We start from the raw sequence: 23,430 nt of genomic DNA, 5'->3' as shown, positions 1-23,430 counted from the left end.
TTCGGGAATGCTCAAACACAACCTTGCCCTTGCGCTATTGGCAGTGCTGGCGTTATCCCCGCTCACCGGCCAGGCGGACGAAGCCCCCTTACGAGTGATGCTCCAGGGAGAATCCAGCAGCCAGCTCTCTACCCTGGTTGAACTCAAGGGGGGGACCGTCACCCACAACCTGCATATCATCAACGCGGTGGGCGCCCTGGTCAGCCGGCAGCAGCTCGAGGCCATTGTCGACTCCCCCCTGGTCAGCCGGCACATTGACGATCTCTCCCTGACCCCTCCACCGCCGGTACAGGAGGCCTGCAATGTAGGCGGAGCGCTTGAACTGGACTTCGACAAGGACGCACTCCACTGGCGCCTGTACAACAAAGGCAGTGACACAGTGGCCCTGGAAACACTGCGCATGCATTGGCCCGGGCGGCTCGGCGAGTTGCGCAAAGCCACCCTCGATGGCACTGACCTCATGCCGGGGCAAAGCCTTCCGCCAGGCCCCGACAAAGTCGAATTGACGGTGCCGCAAGGGATTGAGGCACGCATCAATAGTGAGCATTTACTTACGTTTCAATTCAGCCATTTCAAAGGCTCACCGCCATCCATTGAGCAACATGAAATCGATTTAGAGGCTGAATTCACTGGCGGCTGTGTCACCGAACTCATCCCTGGATACGCCGAATACGGCAGCGACACCTACTATCCCACGGTCTCCGGCGCCGCCGAACTGCACCAGCACGGCGTTACCGGCCGGGGAGTCGCCGTTGCGGTACTGGACTCCGGGCTCTGGGAACACGAGAACCTCACCAGGGACACCCGGGGCCGACAGCGCATTGCGGGACGTTACGACGCCATAGCGGATATTGCCGACTCCGAGGTATTTGACGAGAGCGGGCACGGCACGCACATGACCAGCGTACTCGCCAACAGCGGGGCGGTGACCCGGAAAGGCGCACCGGAAAACAGCTTCATGGGCATAGCCCCTGACGTCGACATCGTGGCGGTTAAGGCCTTCAACAAAACAGGGAAGGGGGACTTTCTCGATATTGTGCGCGGCATCCAGTGGGTTGTGGATAACCGGGAAAGACTCGGCATCCGGGTACTCAACCTTTCCTTCGCCGCCCGCCCGCGCTGGCCGTATTGGCTGGACCCAATCAACCAGGCCCTGATGCGCGCCTGGCAAGCGGGCATCGTTGTGGTTGCCGCCGCCGGCAATGAGGGCCCCGACGCCATGACGGTGGGCTCTCCCGGTAACCTGCCGTATATCATCACCGTCGGCGCAGTCACCGATTCCTGGACCCCCAACGACCGCAATGACGACTACGTTCCGGATTTTTCGTCCCGCGGCCCCACGCCGAGCGGTCACATCAAGCCCGATATTGTCGCACCGGGCGGCCATATCTCCGGCATTACCCGCCCGGGGTCGACACTTACCCAGGAGCACCCCGATTATCTGCTAAACAACGGCGAATTTGTGATGACAGGCACCTCCCAGGCCAGCGCCCTGGTGAGTGGCATCGCATCCCTGCTGCTGCAACTGGAACCGGACCTGACCCCAGACGATGTTAAATGCAAGCTCATCTCCAGCGCAGAGTTTGCCATCAATCGCGACGGCCGCCTGGCCTACAGCCCATTCCAGCAGGGTAACGGCTACGCAAGCGCCACACGGGCAGTCACGCTCGGCAAACGGGGCTGTGGCAACGTCGATATGGACCTGGCGCAGGAAATCGACAACATCCAGCATTACGAAGGCCCCGCCATCATCACCGAAGACGGCAGCGCCACCCTGCCCGGGCTATCGGAACTCTACGCAGGCAAACCCTCCGCCAAGGGACCCAGTGACGATCGGCGATGGGGGGTAAAAGCCCACATCGAACGCAAAAACGGCCCCTCCCCCGAAGAGGCCTCGCCGATCGACTGGACCCAGCACTACCTCGAGGAAAAGTCAGCCATTGACCGGCTTGCGCGCCAGCGGCCCGCCCATCCCGGCAAGGCTCCGGACCGGCAGTAACCCAAGCCCGGCCAGCCCCAGACACCCCATTCGGGGCATATACAACCCCCCTTGAAAGGCTAATACTTTTAGCTGTTAAATCAGGAGCTTGCGCCACACCTCCCCCCTCGGCGCCACACTCCCCACCCCCACTCCGGGGGCGCTAACCCAAAATGGGTATATACAACCCTTCCTCCCCCCGAGCCCGAAACGTATAAAGTTTGCAAGCACTCGGAAACAAAGGTGTGATCTGCATCGCAGGGGCATTCTCAGTTTCGGGATATAGGTCACAGGTGATAGTGACAGAAATTTTTAGTGGTTATTTAAGGTGGGCGGAAAAATGAAATCTATCAAAAGTACACTGGGACGTTCGGTAGCCTTTATCTCTCTTGCAGCTGCCCCCATGGTCGCAATGAGTGCAAACTCTGCTCAGGAAGCTGAGATTCAAGATGCCGCCACCCAAGTGCACAAAGTTAGCCACTCGCTTGCTTCAGAAGTCACTTATGCCGCTCGGAATAGCTACAAGTGGAATGCGGCAGAGCAAAACTCCGCTTCTAGCGCCCACTGGTCAGCCACCACAGACCGAAACAAGAGCTACAAATGGGGCGCTGACTCGATTGAGAAACCTAGCAGCGCAGAGTACGCCGGCGCCACTCCTTATCAGTGGAGTACAAAAAATGTAGCCGAGCAAGCTGGATACAAATGGAGCATCCGCTCCTTCCCTGAACAAGCTGGCTACAAGTGGAGCATCCGGTCTACGGCTGAGCAAGCCGGATATAAATGGAGCATCCGATCCGCTGCTGAACAAGCCGGATACAAATGGAGCATCCGCTCCTTCCCTGAACAAGCTGGCTACAAGTGGAGTATCCGGTCCACCGCTGAACAAGCCGGATACAAATGGAGCATCCGCTCCTTCCCCGAACAAGCTGGCTACAAGTGGAGTATCCGGTCCACCGCTGAACAAGCCGGATACAAATGGAGCATCCGCTCCTTCCCCGAACAAGCTGGCTACAAGTGGAGTATCCGGTCCACCGCCGAACAAGCCGGATACAAATGGAGCATCCGCTCGTTCGCCGAACAAGCCGGTTATAAGTGGAGTATCCGAAGCTTTTCTGAACAGGCTGGCTACAAATGGAGTATTCGCTCCCAACCTGAACAAGCAGGTTACAAATGGAGCATTCGGTAAGACCGCGTCATACCTAGTCAGGTAGCATTCGTGCATAGCGGCCCAGGGGTCTACATTCTGGGCCACCCTCCCCCCCCTTACCCTCCCTTATAGTCTGAAAGCCCACAATCATTTAGACTCGAAAAATCTATCGAGCTTGGGCTAACTACATGCGGCAGTATGTACTTATAATTTTACTAATAGGTGTATTCGGGCTGCTTTCCGCCCCTGGGAGCGCTAGTGCCCAAAATTTACCACCGAGTATAAATTTCAGAAAAGCAGCTTTCTCATCTGATTTAACTCAGCAAAGTGTAAGTCAGTCTTTTCAGGACTCAACAGGAGCAATGTGGTTTGTATCCCAAGAAGGATTAAACCGATACAATGGCCACGAGCTTGAAAATTACAGATACTCTGCTGCCAATCCCCACACACTAAGTTCCGATAACGTCACACATATAACAGAAGATATAAACGGACGCATATGGGTTTCTACTATAGGCGGTGGACTCAATCAGTATCATCCAGTAAAAAATACATTTTCTGCCTTAACTAGTGACGGCTCAAATACATCTGTTTTTTCAAATAACATATACACAGTATTTGCGGACAAATCTGGTCGTATCTGGCTAGGTTACGAAAACGCATTCAGCTCTTACGACCCAAAGCTCAACCAATTTAAACACTTTTTTCCAAACGGAAACGATATCCCTGCTCTAGGAGAGGTTCGAAGCTTCGCTGAGTCTTCGGATGGCGCTATCTGGGTAGCCACCACAGCATCTGGCATACTGAGAGTTTTACCCGGCAATCATAGTATCAAGGTTATCAAAAGCGCCAAAAACTCCGAAAAATCCCCTGTATCAAACACTTTCTTGAAACTACTTGCAGATGACAACGGCTATATTTGGGCATCTTCCCTTGAGTCAGGTCTGAGTGTGATCGATTCAAGCACACTTGAAGTCAACAACTATAAACATACAGGCACCGATCTGAACTCTCTTTCCTCGAATAAAACTTACGACGTCTTCCAGGATAACGCCAAGAATATATGGGTAGGAACCCAGGAAGGGCTTAATCTTTTTGATCCAATAACAGAGACATTTTCTCGTTATTCAATAAGCAACTCGCAATTACCCGACAATCGAATCTATAGCGTCTTTCAATCACGTGATGGTCAATACTGGATAGGCACATACAATGGGCTCGCATCGGGAGCAATCGCCCTTTTCCCAAAATTCGACTCTGCGAACAACAATTTGGCAAGCGACTCAGTTAATGCATTTGCCGAAACAGGTGATGGCAGCTTCTGGGTAGGCACGGATGAAGGGCTTAACCGCCTGAGGAGCGGCCACCAAACATTCGAATGGATTAACGAATATACATATCCAGGAATTTCTAGCTCAATCGTAATGAGCCTTCTTGGTGAAGACTCTATTCTCTGGGTTGGGACATTTAATGGCGGCCTGAATAGAATTGATTTAGACACAAATGAAGTTACCGTATTCAGGCATTCTCCGATAAAGAAGAACTCCATTGCAGCAAATGGCATAACTTCTATTGTGCGCGCATCTGATGGAAAGCTATACGCTGGCACTTTTGGTGGAGGGCTTAGCATTCTCGATGAAAACTCTGGAAGCTTCACCAACCTGACACACAACCCACTCGATGCAAATAGCATAAGTAGCAATCGTGTCATCGCGCTATTTGAAGACTCTCTAGGAATCATATGGGTTGGCACCGAAAGTGGCCTAAACAAACTTGAACCAGGCGCCAAGAGATTTACAAGAATATTCTCCAAGAGGGGAGATTCAGATGGAATTTCGAACGATATGGTTTGGGCTTTCTTTGAAGATGAAAACCAAGATTTATGGCTAGGAACTAATGGCGGAGGACTAAATCGCTGGCAACTAGAGGATAGAGCACGAGGTATTGAAAAATTTGAGCACTATGCTGAAAACGTTTCGCTTCCAAGTTCACATATATACGGGATTCAATCTGGCACACACGGAAATTTATGGCTTTCGCACAATAGCGGCGTAACAAAACTCAATCCAATAACTGAAAATATTAAGCACTATGGTGTAAGAGATGGCCTTCAGGATACCGAATTTAACATGGGGGCGTCCTTTAAATCGAAAGGAGGCCAAATATATTTTGGAGGGAATCATGGTTACAACCAAATAGACACAAAGACTTTACCCACTGCCAAGCCACCACCTCAAGTTAGCATTTCCGATATTAGGGTAATGAATATCAGGCGCGAACTCGGAGAATCATATAGCAATATTTCTGAGCTCACACTTGGCTATCAGGACAAAATGGTATCTATTGAATTTTTTGCCGCAGACTATTCCAACCCGGATCTGATTCAATATGCCTATAAGTTAGAAGGTATCAATCCAGATTGGGTAATTTCGGACTCCTCTAGAGTCGCAACATTTACCACATTACCGTCAGGAAATTATAGATTGCGTTTAGCTGCCGCCTCCCCTGACGGCACATGGAACTGGAATGGCGCCTCACTACCGATTGTAGTCAATCCGCCACCCTGGAGGAGCCTTCCCGCGTACTTCATTTATTTGGGCCTTATTAGTGTAGCGATATTTTTACTAGTGTCACGACAAAAGCGAGCTTCTCTACAGGCAAAGCAACGGCAAGAAGAACTTGAAAGAAAAGTTTCAGAAAGAACAGTTGATCTAGAAAAAGCAAGAAAAACTGCCGAGGAAGCTAATCAAGCAAAATCAAAATTTCTTGCAACGATGAGTCATGAAATACGGACGCCCATGCATGGCATGATAGGCATGACCGATCTACTATTACATACTAAATTAACCGATCAACAGAAAATGTTTGCTGAAGCCGCACATCGTAGCGGCGAATCGCTACTAAAGCTTATAAATGAAATTCTAGACTACTCAAAAGTTGAGGCGGCCAAGGTAGAACTAGATGTAACCGAATTCTGCTTGCCAAAGCTAATAGAGGAAACTTGTTATCTACAGGCTGAACCAGCCAGGAAAAAAGGTCTGTCGTTAAACAATATCATTGACAATTTAACACCAGAACTCAGCTATGGAGATCCTACAAAGCTTCGCCAAATAGTCATAAATCTGCTTAACAATGCAATTAAATTCACTCATAACGGACATATAAATGTTCGAGTATCAACAAGAATAAATAACAAAAACCGTAAAATAGGTACGACCTCTATTGTTGTAGAAGATACCGGAATTGGAATGGACTCAGAGACTATTTCAAAGATTTTTGATCCATTTATTCAAGCAGACGCAAGCACAACAAGAGAATATGGCGGCACAGGATTGGGGCTATCAATCTCTCGTCACTACGTCGAACTCATGGGCGGAACCATTGCAGTCACTTCAGAACCTGAAAAAGGTACAGCCATTAATTTGACAATTCCATTTGGTATCAAAAAGAATCATATCAAGCAGCCAGATATGGCCGGGAAAAATTCCTCTATCTACTGCAAAGATATATACAGATCAGAAATGATCGCCACACACTTAGTTAGACTTGGATTAAATGTCGAAAGCTACAGCTCTTTTGATAAGTTTATTAATGACGCATCTCAGTTTGAAATATTAGTTGTAGATTTTTCAAGCCTTCAATCAACACAGCAATGTTCCCACGCTTTAAATGATATTAAGAATGCCGTATTAATCACGCCAATAGATCAAACATCAGTAGCAGATGAATTTTCAAGATTTCCTATAGTGGGAGCACCAATTTCCAGCGACTCTATTCACGAAGCATTAACCCTAGCCTCCTCCATAGACACTCAACCGCTCAAGATTCAACCTGCCATTAAAAACAGCCCTACTAAATCTATTAGAATTCTAGTTGCAGAGGATGTAGAAACAAACCAACGTATTGCAAAAGAGATGATTCAGATGTTTGGCCATGAGGTTTCCTTAGCCAACAATGGAAAAGAAGCCGTACGCTCATACATTGAAAACCTTCCAGACTTGGTATTTATGGACTGTCAGATGCCAATTATGGACGGTTATGAAGCAGCTAGGTCAATTAGAGATCACGAAAGCAAAAAAAATCTCCCAAGAACGCCAATTGTTGCCTTGACTGCCGGATCAAGCAAAGACGAAGAGTTTGCTGCAGAAGATGCAGGCATGGATTTGTTCGTTACTAAGCCGTTCACGACGGAGGACCTAAACAAAGTATTCCACCAGTTTTTAGGTACTTCTCTGCAAAACACTCCAATGCTTAGTCAAAGTTTTCCGACAAGCACATCAATCAAATCAAATACCGGACAGTCTCTTGTTCGTGGAGTAATTCTTTTGTCCGCTATCGAGAACATCAGAGAAGTCGAAAGGCAAACCGGAAATCAAATCTTACCTGCCATTTTCGACGGCTTTATTTCTCAAATGAATGAAAAAGTAGATGAACTATATATTCATGACGGCACCAACGATCTCGAGGCAATCTACAAAACTGCACACGCAATCAAGTCAATGAGTGCAAACATTGGCGCTGAACGCGTAAGGTCTATCGCTGCTGATATCGAAAGAAAAGGAAGAAGCAGAGAAAACGCTCCTTACAAGTCCTTAATTGTTGAGCTAGAAGATGAGTACAAAGTGTTTGTCGAAGAATTCTGCGCAGAATTTTCACTAAAAAAAGTTAGTTAAAACCCAGCTTGACATGGACGTCTCAAAAAAAGCTACTTTAATCAAAAAACAACATGCATTGGCCGTGAATCGCTGCCTGAAAATCTCATTGTTATCATCACCTAGATATAAATTAAGTCAGAAGAACCTGGTTATTATAACGTTCCTATACGTAATAGTATTGCTAGCCCCTACATGCTTTGGTAGCTCAACAACCACCCATGATCGAATCAAGTACCTACTATCAAATTCAAGTGTTACTCAAAAGCTAACCCAGAAGTCTATCCTCAGCGTTGTACAAACCAAATCAGGACTTCTATGGCTTGCAACATTCAATGGAATTCATAAGTATGACGGGCATCATTTAGTTCAGTTTGTCGACTGGGTAGACTCTTCTGGCACAACTCACCAACTGAATGCTATTGAACTAGTAGAGTCACCAAATGGAACCATACTCGCCGCGGCAAGAGACTCCGGACTACTTATCTTTGACGAAACTTTAAACAGGTTCTCCACTCATCCCAGATACATCGCTCACCACCTATCGAAACAAAAAGCCAGCATATCAAGCCTCCTGGTTGATAGTTCAGGTACTATCTGGATCGGCCACGAAGATGGGTCCGTCTCTATTATTCGACAGGGAAATAATGAAGAACTTTTACTCAATTCCGTCGGCTCGGCGAGAATTTCAGATATCGTAGAAAGCCCAAGCGGGCAGATTCATATTGCATCCGAAGATGGACGGTTCGCTTCATACGAGAAGAAGAAAGCCGCATACTCAAAAGTAAAGACACATAAAACATGTAGCTTTAAGAATATCCCGGTTGAAGAGATATTCACCGAGAATGATTCGGTATTTTTAATTGGGACAAGAGGGTCAGGCTTATACTCTGCTGATACGAATAACGAGACCTGCTCCAAATACCCGCTAATAAGCCAAAGCTCCTCTGACTCAAGTCGCTCAACGATACATAGTATCGATTATGTTGCATCTAAAGGTGAATATCGAATTGCCACGGACCAAGGTCTATACATAGTTTATAACAGAAGTACGCAACTACATTTCTACATGGAAAATTCAGAATTAACCAATGATGAAGTAACCTCAATATTTAGCCTTGCCGAAGGACCTAGCTGGATAGGAACTTACAATGGCGTAAATGTTTTAACTGAGCCACTTTTTGATCTGTATGACATAAAAGATAATTCTAAAATGCACTCTATTACGGCAATAGGTGGATCCAAAGAGATCGGCCTTTGGGTAGCAACTTACAACGGCTTGTTTAGCTTTTCCGAAACAAACAATACTCACGTGGAATTTCGAGACCTCTACCCCGACCTTGAACTAGAAACCGATCGCTTAATGACACTTCTCGTTGAGGAGAATTCGATTTGGCTTGGTAGCAGGAATAGAGGACTACTAAATGTTGATCTATCAACCCGTTCAACAACAAATTATTCAGCAACAACTTTTCCAAAGTTATCAGCAAACAGTATTAGTGCTTTGCTACGCTTAAGCTCTGGAGAACTTCTTGTCGGAACCTACGGTGGAGGCTTGAACATAATCCGTCAAAATAACTCTATTAGTAGTTACCTTACAACTGCCGATAGTATGTCTATCGCCAACGATAGAGTAATTTTACTTTTTCAAGACAGCGCAGGAAGAGTTTGGGTTGGGACAGAAGGAGGACTTCAGATTTTTGATCTTGAATCTGAAACTTTTCTTTCGGCCTCATTTCGTAACGCGCAGCATCAGAACCTGGAAAAATCTATCATTTTGTGCGCTACTGAAGATAACGATGGAAACATTTGGTTCGGAACGTTAAGAAATGGGTTGCTTTTTTCACCCGCTTCGAAAAAACGTAATGTTAGTACAGCTCAAATCACCCCATATGGATTTAATGAATTCGCCGATACACCTATATATGCGATTCAATCAGATCGAGAAGGAGGTGTTTGGCTGGCGACAAATTCTGGCCTGGCCTGGGTGAGGGAGCTAGAAGAAATTCGTTATTTTAGAAAAACACACGGACTTCAGAGTATGGAGTTCGAGTATGGAGCTTCATATAAAGATACGTCGGGTCGTATATATTTCGGCGGCAGCAACGGCTACAACCGATTCAATCCTTCAAATATTGTAGTTAATACCAATCCACCTCCTCTTGTTCTAACCGACGTAACAATCGCCGGCTCGAGCGCTACTCTTTCAAAGCCGATTAAATATCTACAGTCTCTTGAACTGGACTACCTAGACTACTACATAACCTTCGAATTCAGCATTCTCGACTATCTAGATACCGCCAACAATCAATACCGTTACAAACTAGAAGGATTCGATCCCGATTGGATCGATGTTGGAAATCGCAATACCGCGACGTACACTAACCTACCAGCCGGTAGCTATCAGTTTCTTGTTCAGGGAGCGAGTTCGGCGGGTGTTTGGAATCGAGATGGGATCTCAACATCGCTCAAAGTCAATCCCGCCCCATGGAATAGCTGGTGGGCGTATTGCCTGTACGCAGTTTCCGCGATACTTATCGCCTGGCACGCGAAGAAAACTTATGACAATGCGGTTATTCGGCGTCGAGCCATTCAACTGGCCCAGGAGATGCAGGAAACCGCGGACAGGGCCATGGACGATGTACAAGAGCAACTGGATCATCAGTCTCGGCTCGTGGAAAGCATACACCGCTTTAACCTGGACAAGCTGACACTGGTCAATGAATGCTTTGCAAGGCATGCAGAGCACCTCCCGTCTTCGGTCAACGCAACTTACGCCGCCAATCAGGAACGACGGCTTGTCGCGCTGGCCTGCCTGGAAAAGTCATTGTTCTACAAGCACGACACTCTACTAGCTGATTTGCATAAGTTCACCGACATACTTGCTGGCGAGCTGGTTTCCGCCAGGGATCTGCAGGGCAATTCGCGCATTACGGTTATCAATGACGTATGTGATGAACTGTTTAGCGCTGAGTTTGCTTTGCCACTTTCCATTGTACTCTACGAGCTTTTCAGCAACGCCGTAGACCATGCTTTTGACCCAGGCTCACATTCCTGCTTTATTAGGATAGAAGTCAAGCGGAAAGGCGATCCCTCCGATGACAGTGATTTTCTGTTTCTCTCCGTTTCCGACAACGGGCTCGGACTACCCGAGGGAGTCGATTTCCAGTCACCGCGCTCTGCCGGTATTGCCACGGTGGCTGAAACAGTCGCCGTTCTTGGTGGGGCGATATCTGTCAACGTCCGACAAGGCACCGAGGTACAGGTCAGATTACCGTCAGCAGGGCTTCCATCACCCTGATACCGCCATCCGAGTACGCAGTTGAACAGGTTGGTCGAAAAAAGGTTTCACGCTCTCGGAAGGGCTTGCCATATTGTCGTCGGCGATCTCAACGGGCGCGGTCCTGCGCTGCTAGAGCTTGCCATTGGTGAACTACGACGCATTGAGGGCCGTCTCGGGGCACATAGGCAAGGCAGCCTGGTTCACGCCTTTAACCATTCACTGAGTCCGTCAACCAGCGCAGCGATTGATGGCGAGGTTCGCCAACTGCTGGAATACATCTCCGCCATACGGGAAAAAACCAATAATGTGTTCGATCCAAGTATCGTCTGTGTAGACAAGCTTTGGCGGTCAACAGCCCCTTTGCCCCCGACGGACCAGGCAATCCAAACCGCACTGACCATGACTGGTTGGCACCATGTTCGGCACGACGGCAACTCACTTCGCAGCGACACCAGTGAGTTGATGCTCAATCTCGACAGCTGCATCTGTCCATATGTGGTCGACAGTTTGAGAAGACTGCTGCTCAGAGAAGGGGTAACTTCCGCGCTCATCGACCTGGACAGGGATGTCGGCACCATCGGTCGCCAGCCCGACGGCGCCAACTGGCTGGTGGGCATTCGCTATCCGCACGGCTCGCGCACGGCCATTCACCGCATGAAGCTAAACAATGCGTGTTATTCCCAGCGCGGAAACTTCGAGCGTCGACTAATGATCAATGGCGAGCACTTCGGCCAGGCTTTCAGCCCAGCAGATGGCTACCCCATACCGGGTCCGCTGTCGGTGGCTGTAGCCGCCCCCCAAGCCCTGGAAGCATGTGCCGCCGCCACGGTCGCCCGTTTTCGGGCAGAACAGGAAGCCCTGGACTGGCTCTCCGCCCTGAACTTGCCTTGGCTGAGTATCGATAGATCAAGGGGGTGCCACGGCCCGCTGGCACGGAGTGCGGGATTGTCTAGCGCCCGCTAAAGTCGGGTTTTCTCTTCTCGCGCTGCGCCGCGAAACCTTCCTGTAGATCTTCGGATTCCAGGCAGCGTTGAGCAAGTACACGGACACGCTCCGGATCCAGTGCGCCGGCCGAGGCTCCCTGAATGATCTCCTTCATCGCACAAACGGCAAGAGGGGCGAGATCCGACAGGTTGTTGGCGATGTTTTCCACAGCGGCTTGAAAACCTTCCCGGTCGCTCAGGTAATCAAGGAAACCGATATCAACCATGTCACGACCGCTGATTTCCTCGGCCGCCATGAGCAGGCGTTTGGCAGCGGACACGCCTAGGCGCTGCACGAAACGTTCGATACCACTCGTCGGATAACACAGGCCAATAGCCGCCGCGGGCACCCGCATGCGCGTACCTTCCAGGCCAATACGAAAATCGCAACTCAACGCCAATTCCACGCCGCCGCCGAACACATTGCCATTCAACGCGGCGATGGTGGGGATGGGCAAGGCCGCTATCAGATCGGTGGTATCCTGGAACAATTCACCACTAATCTTGCCGCTGTTCATCTCCTGTAACGAGGCCCCGGAGCAAAACGTACGATCACCTGCCCCTGTAATGACCAGTACACGGGGCCCGCTTGTACGAGTAAGCATTCGCAGATGCTGCTGCATCGCCGATAGCTGCTCCTCGCCCAGGGAATTATGGCGGCCCGGGTTGTTGAGCAGCAAACGCCCAATGCGGCCATCACTGGAGTACTTGATTGTATCGGTCATGTTGTTCGAGCCCCGAAAAGCCTGCGATTTTCCCACAGCGTGACGGAGGCTGCCAGTCACTGCTGGACACCCGCCATCGCCGCACACATACTGCGGCAGAAATCACCGGAGAATAACCATGGAACAACGCTGCGGCTGGTGTGGCGAGGACCCGCTCTACGTACAGTATCACGATGAGGAATGGGGCGTGCCGGTCTATGATGACACCACCCTGTTCGAATTCCTGATTCTCGAGGGAGCGCAAGCCGGCTTGTCTTGGATAACCGTGCTGCGCAAGCGCGAAGGTTACCGGAAGCAGTTCGCTGGATTCGATCCGGAGCGCGTGGCGCGCTTTACCGACAAGCAGTTGGAAAAACGGCTGCAGGACCCTGGCATTGTCCGCAACCGTCTCAAGGTCTTCGGCGCGCGCACCAATGCCCGCGCATTCCTGGCCGTCCGCGAGGAGTACGGCTCGTTTAGCGACTATATCTGGGGTTTCGTCGATGGCCGGCCAATCCAGAACCGCTGGAAATCCCTGTCCAAGGTGCCCGCCACCACCCCGCTTTCCGACAAAATCAGCAAGGACATGAAGGCTCGCGGCTTCACCTTCGTCGGCTCGACCATCATCTACGCCCATATGCAGGCGACCGGTATGGTGAATGATCACACGGTGAATTGTTTCCGCCATAGCGCATGCGCGGGACTGGACAGTACCAAAAAAAATACTTAAAGTTTGAATTTTAGACGAACGAGTATGCTCGCCCCTCCGCCAAGACCGGGGCGGGGGTTGGCATGAGTAACGACAAACCGACATCTTCGCCCTTCAATCGCTCCGCGCAGCACGACGCCAAGCGGGCCGCCATCCTCTCCCAGGCAGCCAAGCTCTTCAATTCCAAGGGTTCTCGCGCCACGACTCTACAAGACATCGCGGCTACTCTGGGGCTCACCAAGACCAGCCTCTACTACTATGTCAAAACCAAGGAAGAGCTGATCTACCAATGCTACATGGCTGCCTTGCAACACCATTTGCGGCAGATGGATGAGATAGAAGCCCAGACCGACGACCCCCTCCTGCGCGCCCGGGCTTTTTTCCTCCGACATTTTGAAAACTGGCTGGCCGCCCAGGAAGGGCGAGGCCCATACATCGCCGCCCTGCTCGAAATCGCCTCTCTCAAAGAGCCACACCGCAAAGAGGTCGAGGCGGTCTATATCACCATGTTCAAGCGATTGCGACAATACCTGCGCGATGGCATTGCCGAGGGCAAGTTTCGCAAGCTCGACACAACTTCCGCGACCCGCGCCATCATCGGCTCGGTGGACTGGACGTTTTCCTGGCTCCACAGCATACCGCGGGACAAGGTGATGGACGCCGCCAATAGCGCCGCCGACATACTCTCCCACGGCCTGTATGCGGGCAGGGGGCAGTACACTCCGACCCGGGGCGGCATTCCGCGCGCGCCCGCCAGTTTCGTGCAGGGCTTCGACCGGGAGGAACAAAACCGCCTGAAGCAGCAGGCCTTCTACAAGGCTGGCACCTGGTTCTTCAACAAGCAGGGGTTCAACGGCACCTCACTGGACGAGATTGCCGAGCACCTCAACGTCTCCAAGGGCGCGTTCTACTACCACATCAAGAACAAGGAAGACCTGCTGTACAACTGCTACACCTATTCACAGGACGCCACCGCCCGCATTCACGCCGAGGCGAAGAAGATCGACGGCAGCGGCCTGGAAAAAGTCGCCCAGGTCTGTCGCGGCATTTTCCGCGTACAGAATTCGGACGAAGGCCCGCTGATCCGCTACAACACCATCACCGCACTCCCGATAGACAGACGCCGGGAAATCCTCAAGCGCACCGAAGCCTCCAACGCCCGCTTCGGGGATTTTATCCGCGAGGGGATTGATGACGGTAGCGTACGGCAGATCGACACTGTGATTGCGCAGAACCTGATTGCCGGCGCCATCAACGCATCCATGGACATCGGCCTCTGGCGCCGCGTCGACGACCTGGAGAGCGCCGCCAACGACTACTTTGATATCTTCTACAACGGTGTACTACCGCGCGAGTAATCCCGGTGGTGCACAACAGCGACGGAGTAACCTTGTGACCGACCGCCTGGCCGAACTGATTGAGCTTCTCGAAGTCGAGCGAATAGATAAATACCTGTTTATCGGCGACAGTCCGCGTTTTCCACAGCGTGTGTTTGGAGGCCAGGTTCTGGCGCAGGCCCTGTACGCGGCTAGTCAAACCGTGGAAGCCAGCCGCCCCGCCCACTCGATGCACGCATACTTCCTGAGGCCCGGAAACCCAGACAAACGGATTGTCTACGAAGTGGACCCGATACGGGACGGACGCAGTTTTACCACCCGCCGCGTCGTCGCCAAGCAGGACGGCGCCGCGATTTTCAATGCCGCGATATCCTTTCATACGCTGGAAGACGGGTTGGAGCACCAGCTGACGCCCCCCGCGGTCACACCACCGGAAGAACTTGAATCGGATGCACAGTACTGGGGCCGGCGCAGTGCGGAACGACCGGACGAGGAGCCCAACGCATTCTTGCTAAACCCCCTGGACCGCTGGCCGGTAAAACGCCGTAACTACGACGCCCCGGAGCCCCAGGAACCCGTGCATCACTGCTGGTTCCGCGCCAGGGGAGAAGTGGGCGACGACCCGGTGCGGCATCAGATACTACTGGCCTACATGTCCGATTTCGCGCTGCTGGCTACTGCCATGCTGCCCCACCCCTACAGCGACCATACCCCGGGGATGCAAGTCGCCAGCCTCGATCACGCCATCTGGTTCCACCGACCGGCGCGGACGGACGACCACCTTCTCTACAGCATGGACAGCCCTACGGCCCACGGCAGCCGCGGCCTGAGTCGCGGCACCTTCTTCACTCGGGAGGGCGAGTTGGTGGCGTCCACCGCGCAGGAGTCGCTGATGCGTACACCGCGTTGAGGAGGCAGGGGGTTTGCGGGGCGGTTTTTTAGTGGTTTTGGGTGGTATTGGTCGAATGAATTCGACCCTACATTCCAGGCGCCACGGAGCGGTGGTGCGGTGGTGCGGTGGTGCGACGATGCGACGATGCGACGATGCGACGGTGTGACGGTGTGACGGTGTGACGGTGTGACGGTGTGACGGTGTGACGGTGTGACGGTGTGACGGGCTCAGTTCACCACGGTTTTCATTGCCCGGCCAAGCGTCACCACGGACAGGCGTCCCCCTTCCAGGCGCAGGTGCGTAATGGAGCCGTTATCCGGCCAGAAACACAGGGTATCGTCCCGCTCCTCGGCGGCAACCACCACGGTATTGATGACCAGGAAGTGGGTATAAACCACTGCGGGGGCGCCCAGTTCGCGCAAGCGCCCGAGGATACCTTCACGCCACTGCCACAGGGAATCGGGTTGAGTCCGCCACGATTCCCGCATGAACTGGCGCAGCCACGCCTTGCGGCCGGCCAACGGCACTGGCGCGGGAATTTCGCGGAATGCCTCCTCGATTCGCGCCGCTACGCCAAGCGAGCGGGCGAGCGGCTCCGCGGTTTCCATCGCCCGGGCCTGGGGACTGCTGTACAAGCCCCAATCGGGATTCACCGTCACCCGCAGGGCCTCGGCGGCTTCCGCGGCCTGCTGCCGCCCCAGGGCGCTGAGACCGGGGTCTTCGTGCTGCCCCCACTCGGCGGACGCTTCCCCGTGACGCACCAGCATAATGTCCATCAACGGTAGGTGACCAGGTTCTCGTCAGTCTCGCGCCCCATCAGCTGCAGGAAGGAGCGGTCGTTGAAGTAGGACAGGGAAATTTTGTCGCCACTGTAAAACAGCTGGGTAATGGAGCAGTTGAATACCGGCTCGTAGAACTTGTAGGCGTGCTCGCCGCCGAGCCCGAGTACCTGCGACACTGCCGTGGCAATGGTGCCGCCAGAGGTGAACACCGCCACCGTCTTGCCCGAGCCCTGCTCGCGCACCAGGTCCCCGAGCGCATCGCGAACCCCGCCGGCGTAATCCTCCCAGCTCTGGATGCCCGCCGCGTCGCACTGCGGCGAAACCCAGTAATTGAACACAGCCTCGATGACTTTCTGGTAGTCCTTGCTCTGGCTCAAGCCCTTTTCCATCAACGCGCGGATTGCGGGGTTGCTTTCGACAATCCGCGGCACGAGGTGCTCTATTTGCTCGTCGTTGCGCACCTCGTTGAATCGCGAGTCGATTTGATGGGGCACGGCTTGCGGCTGCGACGCGAGGGCGAGCTCAGTCGTCTCCCGCTGGCGCAACAAGTTGCCACTGTAGGCGGCGTCCAGGTAAATGCCGTGGGCGGCAAGGTAGCGGCCCACCGCGCTTGCCTGCCGACAGCCAAGTTCCGACAGTTTGTCATAGTCCTCGGCGCCGAAGGACGCCTGGCCGTGACGGATCAGGTATAACGTGGCCATCAACCCACCTCCCGCATTGACCGGGGCTCGCGCGGGAACCGCAGTTTCCGGCGATAGGGGAAGAAGTCCTCGATATGGCCATCGCGAATGCGCGATTGCAGTCCCTGCCAGAACTCCGCTTCGTAGATATCGCTGTGCATGGCGTCAAACACCTTTCTCGCGCGCTGATTGCCCGAGAAGAACAGGCGGAATTCCTCGGGAAAAATGTCGTTGGGCCCCACCGTGTACCAGGGTTTGCTGGCCATTTCCTCGGCCTCGGTACGGGGCTCTGGGATCCGGCGAAAGTTGCAGTCGGTCAGGGGCTGGATCTCGTCGTAGTCGTAAAACACCACCCGACCGTGGCGGGTGACGCCAAAATTCTTCAACAGCATGTCGCCCGGGAAAATATTCGCCGCGGCGAGCTGCTTGATGGCGTTGCCGTACTCATCCATTACCGCCGCCACCTGCTCTTCATCGGCGTCCTGCAAGTAGAGGTTGAGCGGCGTCATGCGCCGCTCCACATAGACGTGCTTGATGATCAAGGCCTTGCCGTGTTCCTCGATCACCGATGGCGCCACCTTGTGCAGTTCCTCCATCAACTCCTCGGAGAAGCGCTCCCGGGCAAAGGCCAGGTTGGTGAACTCCTGGGTATCGGCCATACGCCCCGCCCGGTCCCAGCGCTTCACCAGGCGGTACTTCTCCTTCACCTGCTCGTGGGTCATCTCCTTGGGCGGAGTGAAGCGGTCCTTGATGATCTTGAACACGAACTCATAGGACGGCATGGTAAATACGCTCATCACCATGCCCTTGATCCCCGGGGCGATGATGAACTTGTCCGTGGTGCGCGTCATGTGCCGATGCGCGCAGCGGTAGTAGTAGGTTTTGCCGTGCTTGTTGTAACCCATCGCGCTGTAGATCTCCGAGATGGGCTTGGCGGGCATGAGTTGCTGCAGGAACAACACATACTGGGAGGGGATACTTGCATCCACCATGAAGTAGGAGCGGGTAAAACTGAACAGCACACTGCACTTGTCGGCGCCAAACAGCACCGTGTCCACGAAGACTTCTCCCGTCTCGCTCTGCTGGATGGGAAATACAATGGGCATCGAATCGGATCCGGAGACTATCCGGCCGACGATATATGCACCCTTGTTGCGGAAGAAGTAGTGCTCGAGGATCTGGAACTCCACCTCGTCGCGCGACAGGTCGAAGCGCCCGGGCAGGTAGTTGTTCATGGCCTCGACGATGTGACCGATATCGCGCTGGATATCCTCGTAGGGCAAGCTGAAGGCGTAATCGTCAAACAGGCGCTGCAAAACCGACGGCAGCGAACCCTCAAGCGGGTAGCGCCGCACCACGCGGGTGAAATCAGATGGCGGCATATCGCCCTGGGGGGAGAACACAAAAGCGTGCTCATCGCGTATCTTGAGGTGCTTGAACACCGCGCAGTACACCGAGTTGAAGAAGGTCTCGGCCATCTCGAAATTGTCGTGGCCGCGAATCAGTTCGGCATAGACCGCCTTGGTCTCGGTCCAGAACTCGAAATCGCGCAGCTGGTCACCGGCAATCAACTGCACCACGTCGAGCACCGCGGTGGTTTTCGACTTGTACAGGTCGATGCGCTCGATGGAGGCGCGGTGCATGCCCTGCCAGTCGGCATTTTCGAAGCGCGTGCGCGCAGCGAGGGTAATGTTCTGGAACTCGGCGAAATAGGATTCAAAGCCGTTGAGGATGCAGCGGGCAAAGCGTTCCTGCTTTTCCACTCCCCAACTCGCGGTGGCGTCTCCCTTGTTCATGACAGCTTGGGGTTGCCGTATTTACGGCGCAGCTTACGCATACCGCCCAACCAGCGATCGTAACTCTCCGCCTTGTTGGCCCGGTAGTCGGCCACCTCGCGGTGCGGCAAAATCAGGAATTGTTCCGTGTCGAGCCCCTCGATCACCGCCTGGGCCACGTCCTCGGCGCTGATCACGCCGTCCACGCCCGCTGTGCCACCGTCTTTATTATCGCCGATCATGCGCGTGGCCACCGCCTGGGGACACAGCACCGATACCTTGATGCCATCATCGCCATGGGTAATGGCCAGCGCCTCGGCAAAGCCGATGGCGGCGTGCTTGGTGGTGGAATAGGCCGCGTCGCCAACCTGGTTCAACAGGCCGGCGGCGGAGGCGGTATTGAGGAAATAGCCTTCGCCGCATTCGATCATGGCCGGCAGGCAAGCCCGCGCCGCGTAGACATGGGACATCACATGAATGTCCCACATCGCCTGCCAGGTGCTGTTGGGGGCGGAGGTGGCCCACCAGGGCTCGCCGTCCCCGGCGATGATGCCGGCATTGCTGCAAAACAGGTCGATGCGGCCGAGGCGCTGCTCGACGTCTTTCACCATCGCCGCGACCTGCGCTTCGTCGCGCACATCCACACCGTAGGCGTCGCCGTCGATGGCCTCCGCGACCCGCCGGGCGTTGTCCTCCTCGAGGTCAACGACCACTACCTTGGCGGCGCCTTCGGCATGAAAACGCTCGCACAGGGCCTTGCCGATGCCATTGGCACCGCCGGTGACCACGGCAACCTTGCCCGCCAGCTGCATCAGAGCAGCTCCCGGGCGAACAGCTCCAGTACCTCGGGGTCGTGCACGCCCAACAGCATGGTGCCCACCTCACCGCGCTTGCCGGCCTCCTTCCACGGGGCGAGGCGTTCAATGATGCGCTCCCTGGGACCCACCAGCGCCACGTCATCCAGCAGCTCCTTGGGCACCTGGGCTTCCGCTTCGGCTTTCTTGCCGGACAGGTAAAGCTCCTGGATCTGTTTTGCCGCGTCGCCGTAACCCAGACGCGTGGCGTAATCGTTGTAGAAGTTCTTGTCCCTGGCGCCCATGCCACCGATATACAGCGCCAGCCAGGGGCGCAGGGAGTCATAGGCGGCGTCGAGATCGTCGTTCATCGCCACCGACACGAAGGGGGCGATATCAAAGTCTTTCAGGCTCTTACCGTTGCCCGCCTTGGCGAATCCCTTCTCGATATGCTCGCCCAGGACATCGAACTTGTTCGGGTCCATCCACACCGGGAACACGCCGTCGGCGACCTCGCCGGCGCAGCGCAGGCCCGCGGGGGTGATCGACGCGGTGTAGATGGGAATGTCGGGGTTGCCCTCCAGGATGGACTTCAGCGGCTTGCCGAGGCCAGTGGTGCCAGGACCCGTGTTGGGCAGCTGGTACATGTCGCCGTCGAACGACACCGGCCCCTCGCGGGCGAAGATCTTGCGCAGTATCTGGATGTACTCCTTGGTGCGGGTCACCGGCTTGCCGTAGGGCACGCCGTGCCAGCCCTCCACCACCTGCGGCCCGGAAGCGCCCAGGCCCACGATAAAACGGCCGCCGGACAGCTGGTCGAGGGACATCGCGGTCATCGCGCACATCGCCGGCGTCCGCGCCGGCATCTGCATGATCGCGGTGCCCACGCGGATCTTCTCGGTCTGGGCCAACACCCAGGAGGCCGCCGTCACCGCGTCATTGCCGTAGGCCTCGGCGGTCCATACCGAATCGAAGCCCATGGATTCCGCCTGCCGGATGAGGTCCAGTGGGATGTGAATCTGCTTGCCGGAGTAGCCGAGCAAAAAGCCGAGTTTCATAGTAGGTCTCCAGGTGACGCCACCTCCCCGGAGGGGGCGGCCGCGGAATTGAATGGTTGGCGGTATGCTTCCTAACTTACGCCACGCCCGGCCGCAGCGCAAAACAAACCGGGCGCGGAACGTTCATTAACCATAGCGCGCTGCGTTAAAGGCCGCCTGGTGATGGTCGGCATTGCCAAAGGTGGTATTGATCATCATCAGGCGCTTAGCGAAGTGCCCGATATCCAGCTCGTCGGTGAGCCCCATGCCCCCGTGAAGCTGGATTGCCTCGCCGAAAACCTGCCGTCCCGCCTTGTCCACCTGGACCTTGAGGGCGTGGACCGTGCTCGCCGCGGTATCGGCGCCCTCCTCCACCTCGCACACCGCGCGATACAACAGGGATTTGGTCTGCTCGTAGGCCATGAAGGTATCGACCATGCGGTGCTGCAGGGCCTGGAAGCTGCCGATCGCCACCCCGAACTGCTTGCGCGTCTTGGTGTATTCCAGGGTCTTGGCGTTGAGCTGCGCCATAATGCCGAGCGCCTCGGCGCACAGGGCCAGGATCGCGTCCCGCACCACCGGTTCCATCAGGGCCATGCCGTCACCCTCGGCACCGAGCCGGTTGCCCGCGGGCACGCTGACATTCTCCAACACGATGTTGGCCACTCGCTGGCCATCCATCATCCCGTAGGGGGTCACCGTGACCCCCGCGGCATCCGCCGGCAACAGGAACAAGCTGATGCCCTCGCGATCGGACTGCCCGCCGGCAGTCCGCGCGGACACGATCAGGGTGTCGGCGTTGGCGCCGTTGAACACCGCGACCTTTTCGCCGTTGAGGGTGTAGGCATCGCCCGCCGATTCGGCGCGCGTTTTGATATCGGTGAGCTCGAAGCGGCTCTGGCGCTCCAGGTAGGCGAAAGCCCCCAAGCAGCTACCCTCGATGACGCGGGGAATGTACTCGCCCTGCAAGGGGCCGTTGTCGCTGCGCTGCAGCAGGCCGCCAAAGAGCAGCACGGAGGCAAGATAGGGTTCGAGCACCAGGCCCTTGCCCAGCTCCTCCATCACCACCATGGTGTCGACATGGTTGCCGCCGAAACCGCCGAACTCCTCGGCGAAGGGCACCGACAACCAGCCGAGCTCGGCGAAGGTCCGCCAGTGCTCGCGGCTGATCCCGGCGTCGGAATCGGCGATTTTACGCCGGGTTTCAAAATCGTAGCTGTCCTGGACATAGCGCGCCACGCTGTCCCGGAGCATGGTCTGTTCTTCAGTGAAATCGAAATTCATGGACTGGATCTCCGGTTACGCGATTACAGGCCGAGCACGGCCTTGGCGATGATGTTCTTCTGCACCTCGTTGGAGCCACCGTAGATGGTGGCGGCGCGACCGTACATGTAGGACTGGCGCGCGGCGCTGCCGAAGGCGTGGCCGAGCTGCTCCGGCGACAGGTCGGTGGGCAGCACGCCCTGGTAGTAGGCCGCCAGGTCCATGCGCAGCTCCTGCACCGCCTGCTGCATCTCGGTGCCCTTGATCTTGAGCAGGGAAGACTCCGCGCCCGGCGCGCCCCCCGCCGCCACCGTGGCCAGCACCCGCAGTTCGGTGAACTCCAGCGCCATCAGCTCGATCTCGATATCCGACAGGCGCTTGCGGAACAGCGGGTCGTCAATCAGGCGCTTGCCGCCGTTGACCTCCGCCGCCGCCAGTTCGCGCACCTCGTTGAAGTTGCGCTTGCTATCGGCCACGCCGGCGATGGTGGTGCGTTCGTGGGCCAGCAGGGCCTTGGCGTAGGTCCAGCCCTTGTCCTGCTCGCCGATGCGGTTGGCCACCGGCACCCGCACATCGTTGAATTCCACCTCGTTCAGGCTGTGGTGGTTATCGATCGAGACGATGGGGTTGACCTTGATGCCCGGTGAGTGCATGTCAATCAGCAGGAAGCTGATGCCCTCCTGCTTCCGGCCCTCGCTGTTGGTGCGCACCAGGCAGAAAATCCAGTCGGCATACTGGGCATAGCTGGTCCAGATCTTGGCGCCATTGACCACGTATTCGTCGCCGTCCAGCTCGGCCTTGGTTTTGAGGGAGGCCAGGTCGGAGCCCGCGCCCGTCTCGGAGTAGCCCTGGCACCACCAGTCGTCGCTGCTCAGGATGCGCGGCAGGAAGCGCGCCTTCTGCTCGTCGTTGCCGAAGGTATAGATGACCGGGGCCACCATCTGCAGGCCGAAGGGGATCACATCGCGAATGCCGCGCGCGGCGCGCTCGCTGTCGAAGATGAACTTCTGGGTGTGGTTCCAGCCCGGCCCGCCGTATTCCTTCGGCCAATTGGGCGCCACCCAGCCCTGCTCGTACAGGCGCTTCTGCCAGTCGATCACCGCGTCCTTGAAGGTATCCAGGTTGGCGAGGCGGGCCTGCAATTCCTCGTCATAGGCCTTGTCGAAAAAAGCCCGGACTTCGTCGCGAAAGGCGATGTCCTCGGGGGCGAAACGGGTATCCATGAAAACCTCCTGGGTGCTGGATTTGACCTTTCGGTATGTTTTTTATTGAGCGGGCATGTACGATAGCCGGATTGGGGGCGCGAGACAAGCTGGAGATGACAGCCCGCTCGGGGTAAAGCGGCATGGCGGAGGGTCGAATGTGACGGGGGCTGGGCGAACGTGCCGGGGGTTGGCCGAATGAATTCGGCCCT

The 23,430-nt window shown here is 55.0% G+C and carries 16 protein-coding genes; 8 read left to right on the top strand and 8 right to left on the bottom strand.

What is annotated here, in order from left to right:
- Window positions 1-7 precede the first annotated feature (7 nt).
- From JYP50_RS00900 to JYP50_RS00880, 5 genes are all read left to right on the top strand, one after another.
- Window positions 8-1,999, top strand: a complete 1,992-nt coding sequence (locus JYP50_RS00900) for a S8 family peptidase (RefSeq protein ID WP_206558568.1) — start codon at window positions 8-10, stop codon at window positions 1,997-1,999.
- 319 nt (window positions 2,000-2,318) lie between these two features.
- On the top strand, window positions 2,319-3,164 hold the full coding sequence (locus tag JYP50_RS00895; protein WP_206558567.1) for a hypothetical protein: 846 nt from the start codon (window positions 2,319-2,321) through the stop codon (window positions 3,162-3,164).
- Window positions 3,165-3,487: 323 nt separating this feature from the next.
- The gene (locus tag JYP50_RS00890; protein WP_206558566.1) at window positions 3,488-7,798 is read left to right on the top strand and encodes a two-component regulator propeller domain-containing protein; all 4,311 of its coding nucleotides are present in this window, start codon (window positions 3,488-3,490) and stop codon (window positions 7,796-7,798) included.
- A 13-nt stretch (window positions 7,799-7,811) separates the two neighbouring features.
- Window positions 7,812-11,078 (top strand): two-component regulator propeller domain-containing protein, encoded by a 3,267-nt coding sequence (locus JYP50_RS00885; protein ID WP_206558565.1) that lies wholly within the window; start codon window positions 7,812-7,814, stop codon window positions 11,076-11,078.
- Window positions 11,079-11,099: 21 nt separating this feature from the next.
- Window positions 11,100-12,023: an FAD:protein FMN transferase gene (locus JYP50_RS00880; protein WP_206558564.1), complete on the top strand. Its 924-nt coding sequence runs from the start codon at window positions 11,100-11,102 to the stop codon at window positions 12,021-12,023.
- Here JYP50_RS00880 and JYP50_RS00875 read toward each other — a convergent pair.
- Window positions 12,010-12,768, bottom strand: coding sequence for an enoyl-CoA hydratase/isomerase family protein (locus tag JYP50_RS00875; RefSeq protein ID WP_206558563.1), 759 nt, complete (start codon window positions 12,766-12,768; stop codon window positions 12,010-12,012). The two genes, JYP50_RS00880 and JYP50_RS00875, sit on opposite strands and share 14 nt — an antisense overlap.
- Before the next feature lie 118 nt (window positions 12,769-12,886).
- Here JYP50_RS00875 and JYP50_RS00870 point away from each other — a divergent pair, with 118 nt between their 5' ends.
- From JYP50_RS00870 to JYP50_RS00860, 3 genes are all read left to right on the top strand, one after another.
- Window positions 12,887-13,477 (top strand): DNA-3-methyladenine glycosylase I, encoded by a 591-nt coding sequence (locus JYP50_RS00870; protein ID WP_206558562.1) that lies wholly within the window; start codon window positions 12,887-12,889, stop codon window positions 13,475-13,477.
- 62 nt (window positions 13,478-13,539) lie between these two features.
- On the top strand, window positions 13,540-14,814 hold the full coding sequence (locus JYP50_RS00865; protein WP_206558561.1) for a TetR/AcrR family transcriptional regulator: 1,275 nt from the start codon (window positions 13,540-13,542) through the stop codon (window positions 14,812-14,814).
- A 34-nt stretch (window positions 14,815-14,848) separates the two neighbouring features.
- Window positions 14,849-15,703 (top strand): acyl-CoA thioesterase domain-containing protein, encoded by an 855-nt coding sequence (locus tag JYP50_RS00860; RefSeq protein WP_206558560.1) that lies wholly within the window; start codon window positions 14,849-14,851, stop codon window positions 15,701-15,703.
- A gap of 209 nt (window positions 15,704-15,912) precedes the next feature.
- On the opposite strand, the gene JYP50_RS00855 is transcribed toward JYP50_RS00860, so the two are convergent.
- The 7 genes from JYP50_RS00855 to JYP50_RS00825 all read right to left on the bottom strand — a co-directional run bounded on the left by JYP50_RS00855 (window position 15,913) and on the right by JYP50_RS00825 (window position 23,239).
- Window positions 15,913-16,461: a histidine phosphatase family protein gene (locus JYP50_RS00855; protein ID WP_206558559.1), complete on the bottom strand. Its 549-nt coding sequence runs from the start codon at window positions 16,459-16,461 to the stop codon at window positions 15,913-15,915.
- Complete coding sequence (locus JYP50_RS00850) at window positions 16,461-17,168, bottom strand: histidine phosphatase family protein (RefSeq protein WP_206558558.1); 708 nt, start codon at window positions 17,166-17,168, stop codon at window positions 16,461-16,463. Before JYP50_RS00850 ends, JYP50_RS00855 begins: the two co-directional genes overlap by 1 nt.
- Window positions 17,168-18,943 carry a bifunctional isocitrate dehydrogenase kinase/phosphatase gene (gene aceK, locus JYP50_RS00845; protein WP_241262683.1) on the bottom strand — a complete coding sequence of 592 codons (1,776 nt, stop codon included), beginning with the start codon at window positions 18,941-18,943 and terminating at the stop codon, window positions 17,168-17,170. The genes JYP50_RS00850 and aceK overlap by 1 nt, the downstream gene beginning before the upstream one ends.
- Window positions 18,940-19,734, bottom strand: coding sequence for an SDR family oxidoreductase (locus JYP50_RS00840; RefSeq protein ID WP_206558557.1), 795 nt, complete (start codon window positions 19,732-19,734; stop codon window positions 18,940-18,942). Before JYP50_RS00840 ends, aceK begins: the two co-directional genes overlap by 4 nt.
- Entirely contained in the window at window positions 19,734-20,774 is a 1,041-nt protein-coding gene (locus JYP50_RS00835) for an LLM class F420-dependent oxidoreductase (RefSeq protein ID WP_206558556.1), read from the bottom strand. The genes JYP50_RS00840 and JYP50_RS00835 overlap by 1 nt, the downstream gene beginning before the upstream one ends.
- A gap of 126 nt (window positions 20,775-20,900) precedes the next feature.
- Window positions 20,901-22,037 carry an acyl-CoA dehydrogenase family protein gene (locus tag JYP50_RS00830; RefSeq protein ID WP_206558555.1) on the bottom strand — a complete coding sequence of 379 codons (1,137 nt, stop codon included), beginning with the start codon at window positions 22,035-22,037 and terminating at the stop codon, window positions 20,901-20,903.
- 23 nt (window positions 22,038-22,060) lie between these two features.
- The gene (locus JYP50_RS00825; RefSeq protein ID WP_206558554.1) at window positions 22,061-23,239 is read right to left on the bottom strand and encodes an acyl-CoA dehydrogenase family protein; all 1,179 of its coding nucleotides are present in this window, start codon (window positions 23,237-23,239) and stop codon (window positions 22,061-22,063) included.
- Between the last annotated feature and the right edge of the window lie 191 nt (window positions 23,240-23,430).

The organism is Parahaliea mediterranea (assembly GCF_017255185.1).
GTDB lineage: Bacteria > Pseudomonadota > Gammaproteobacteria > Pseudomonadales > Halieaceae > JAFKCZ01.
The sequence above is the reverse complement of the archived record's forward strand: the minus strand, read 5'-3'. Positions and strand labels throughout refer to the sequence as shown.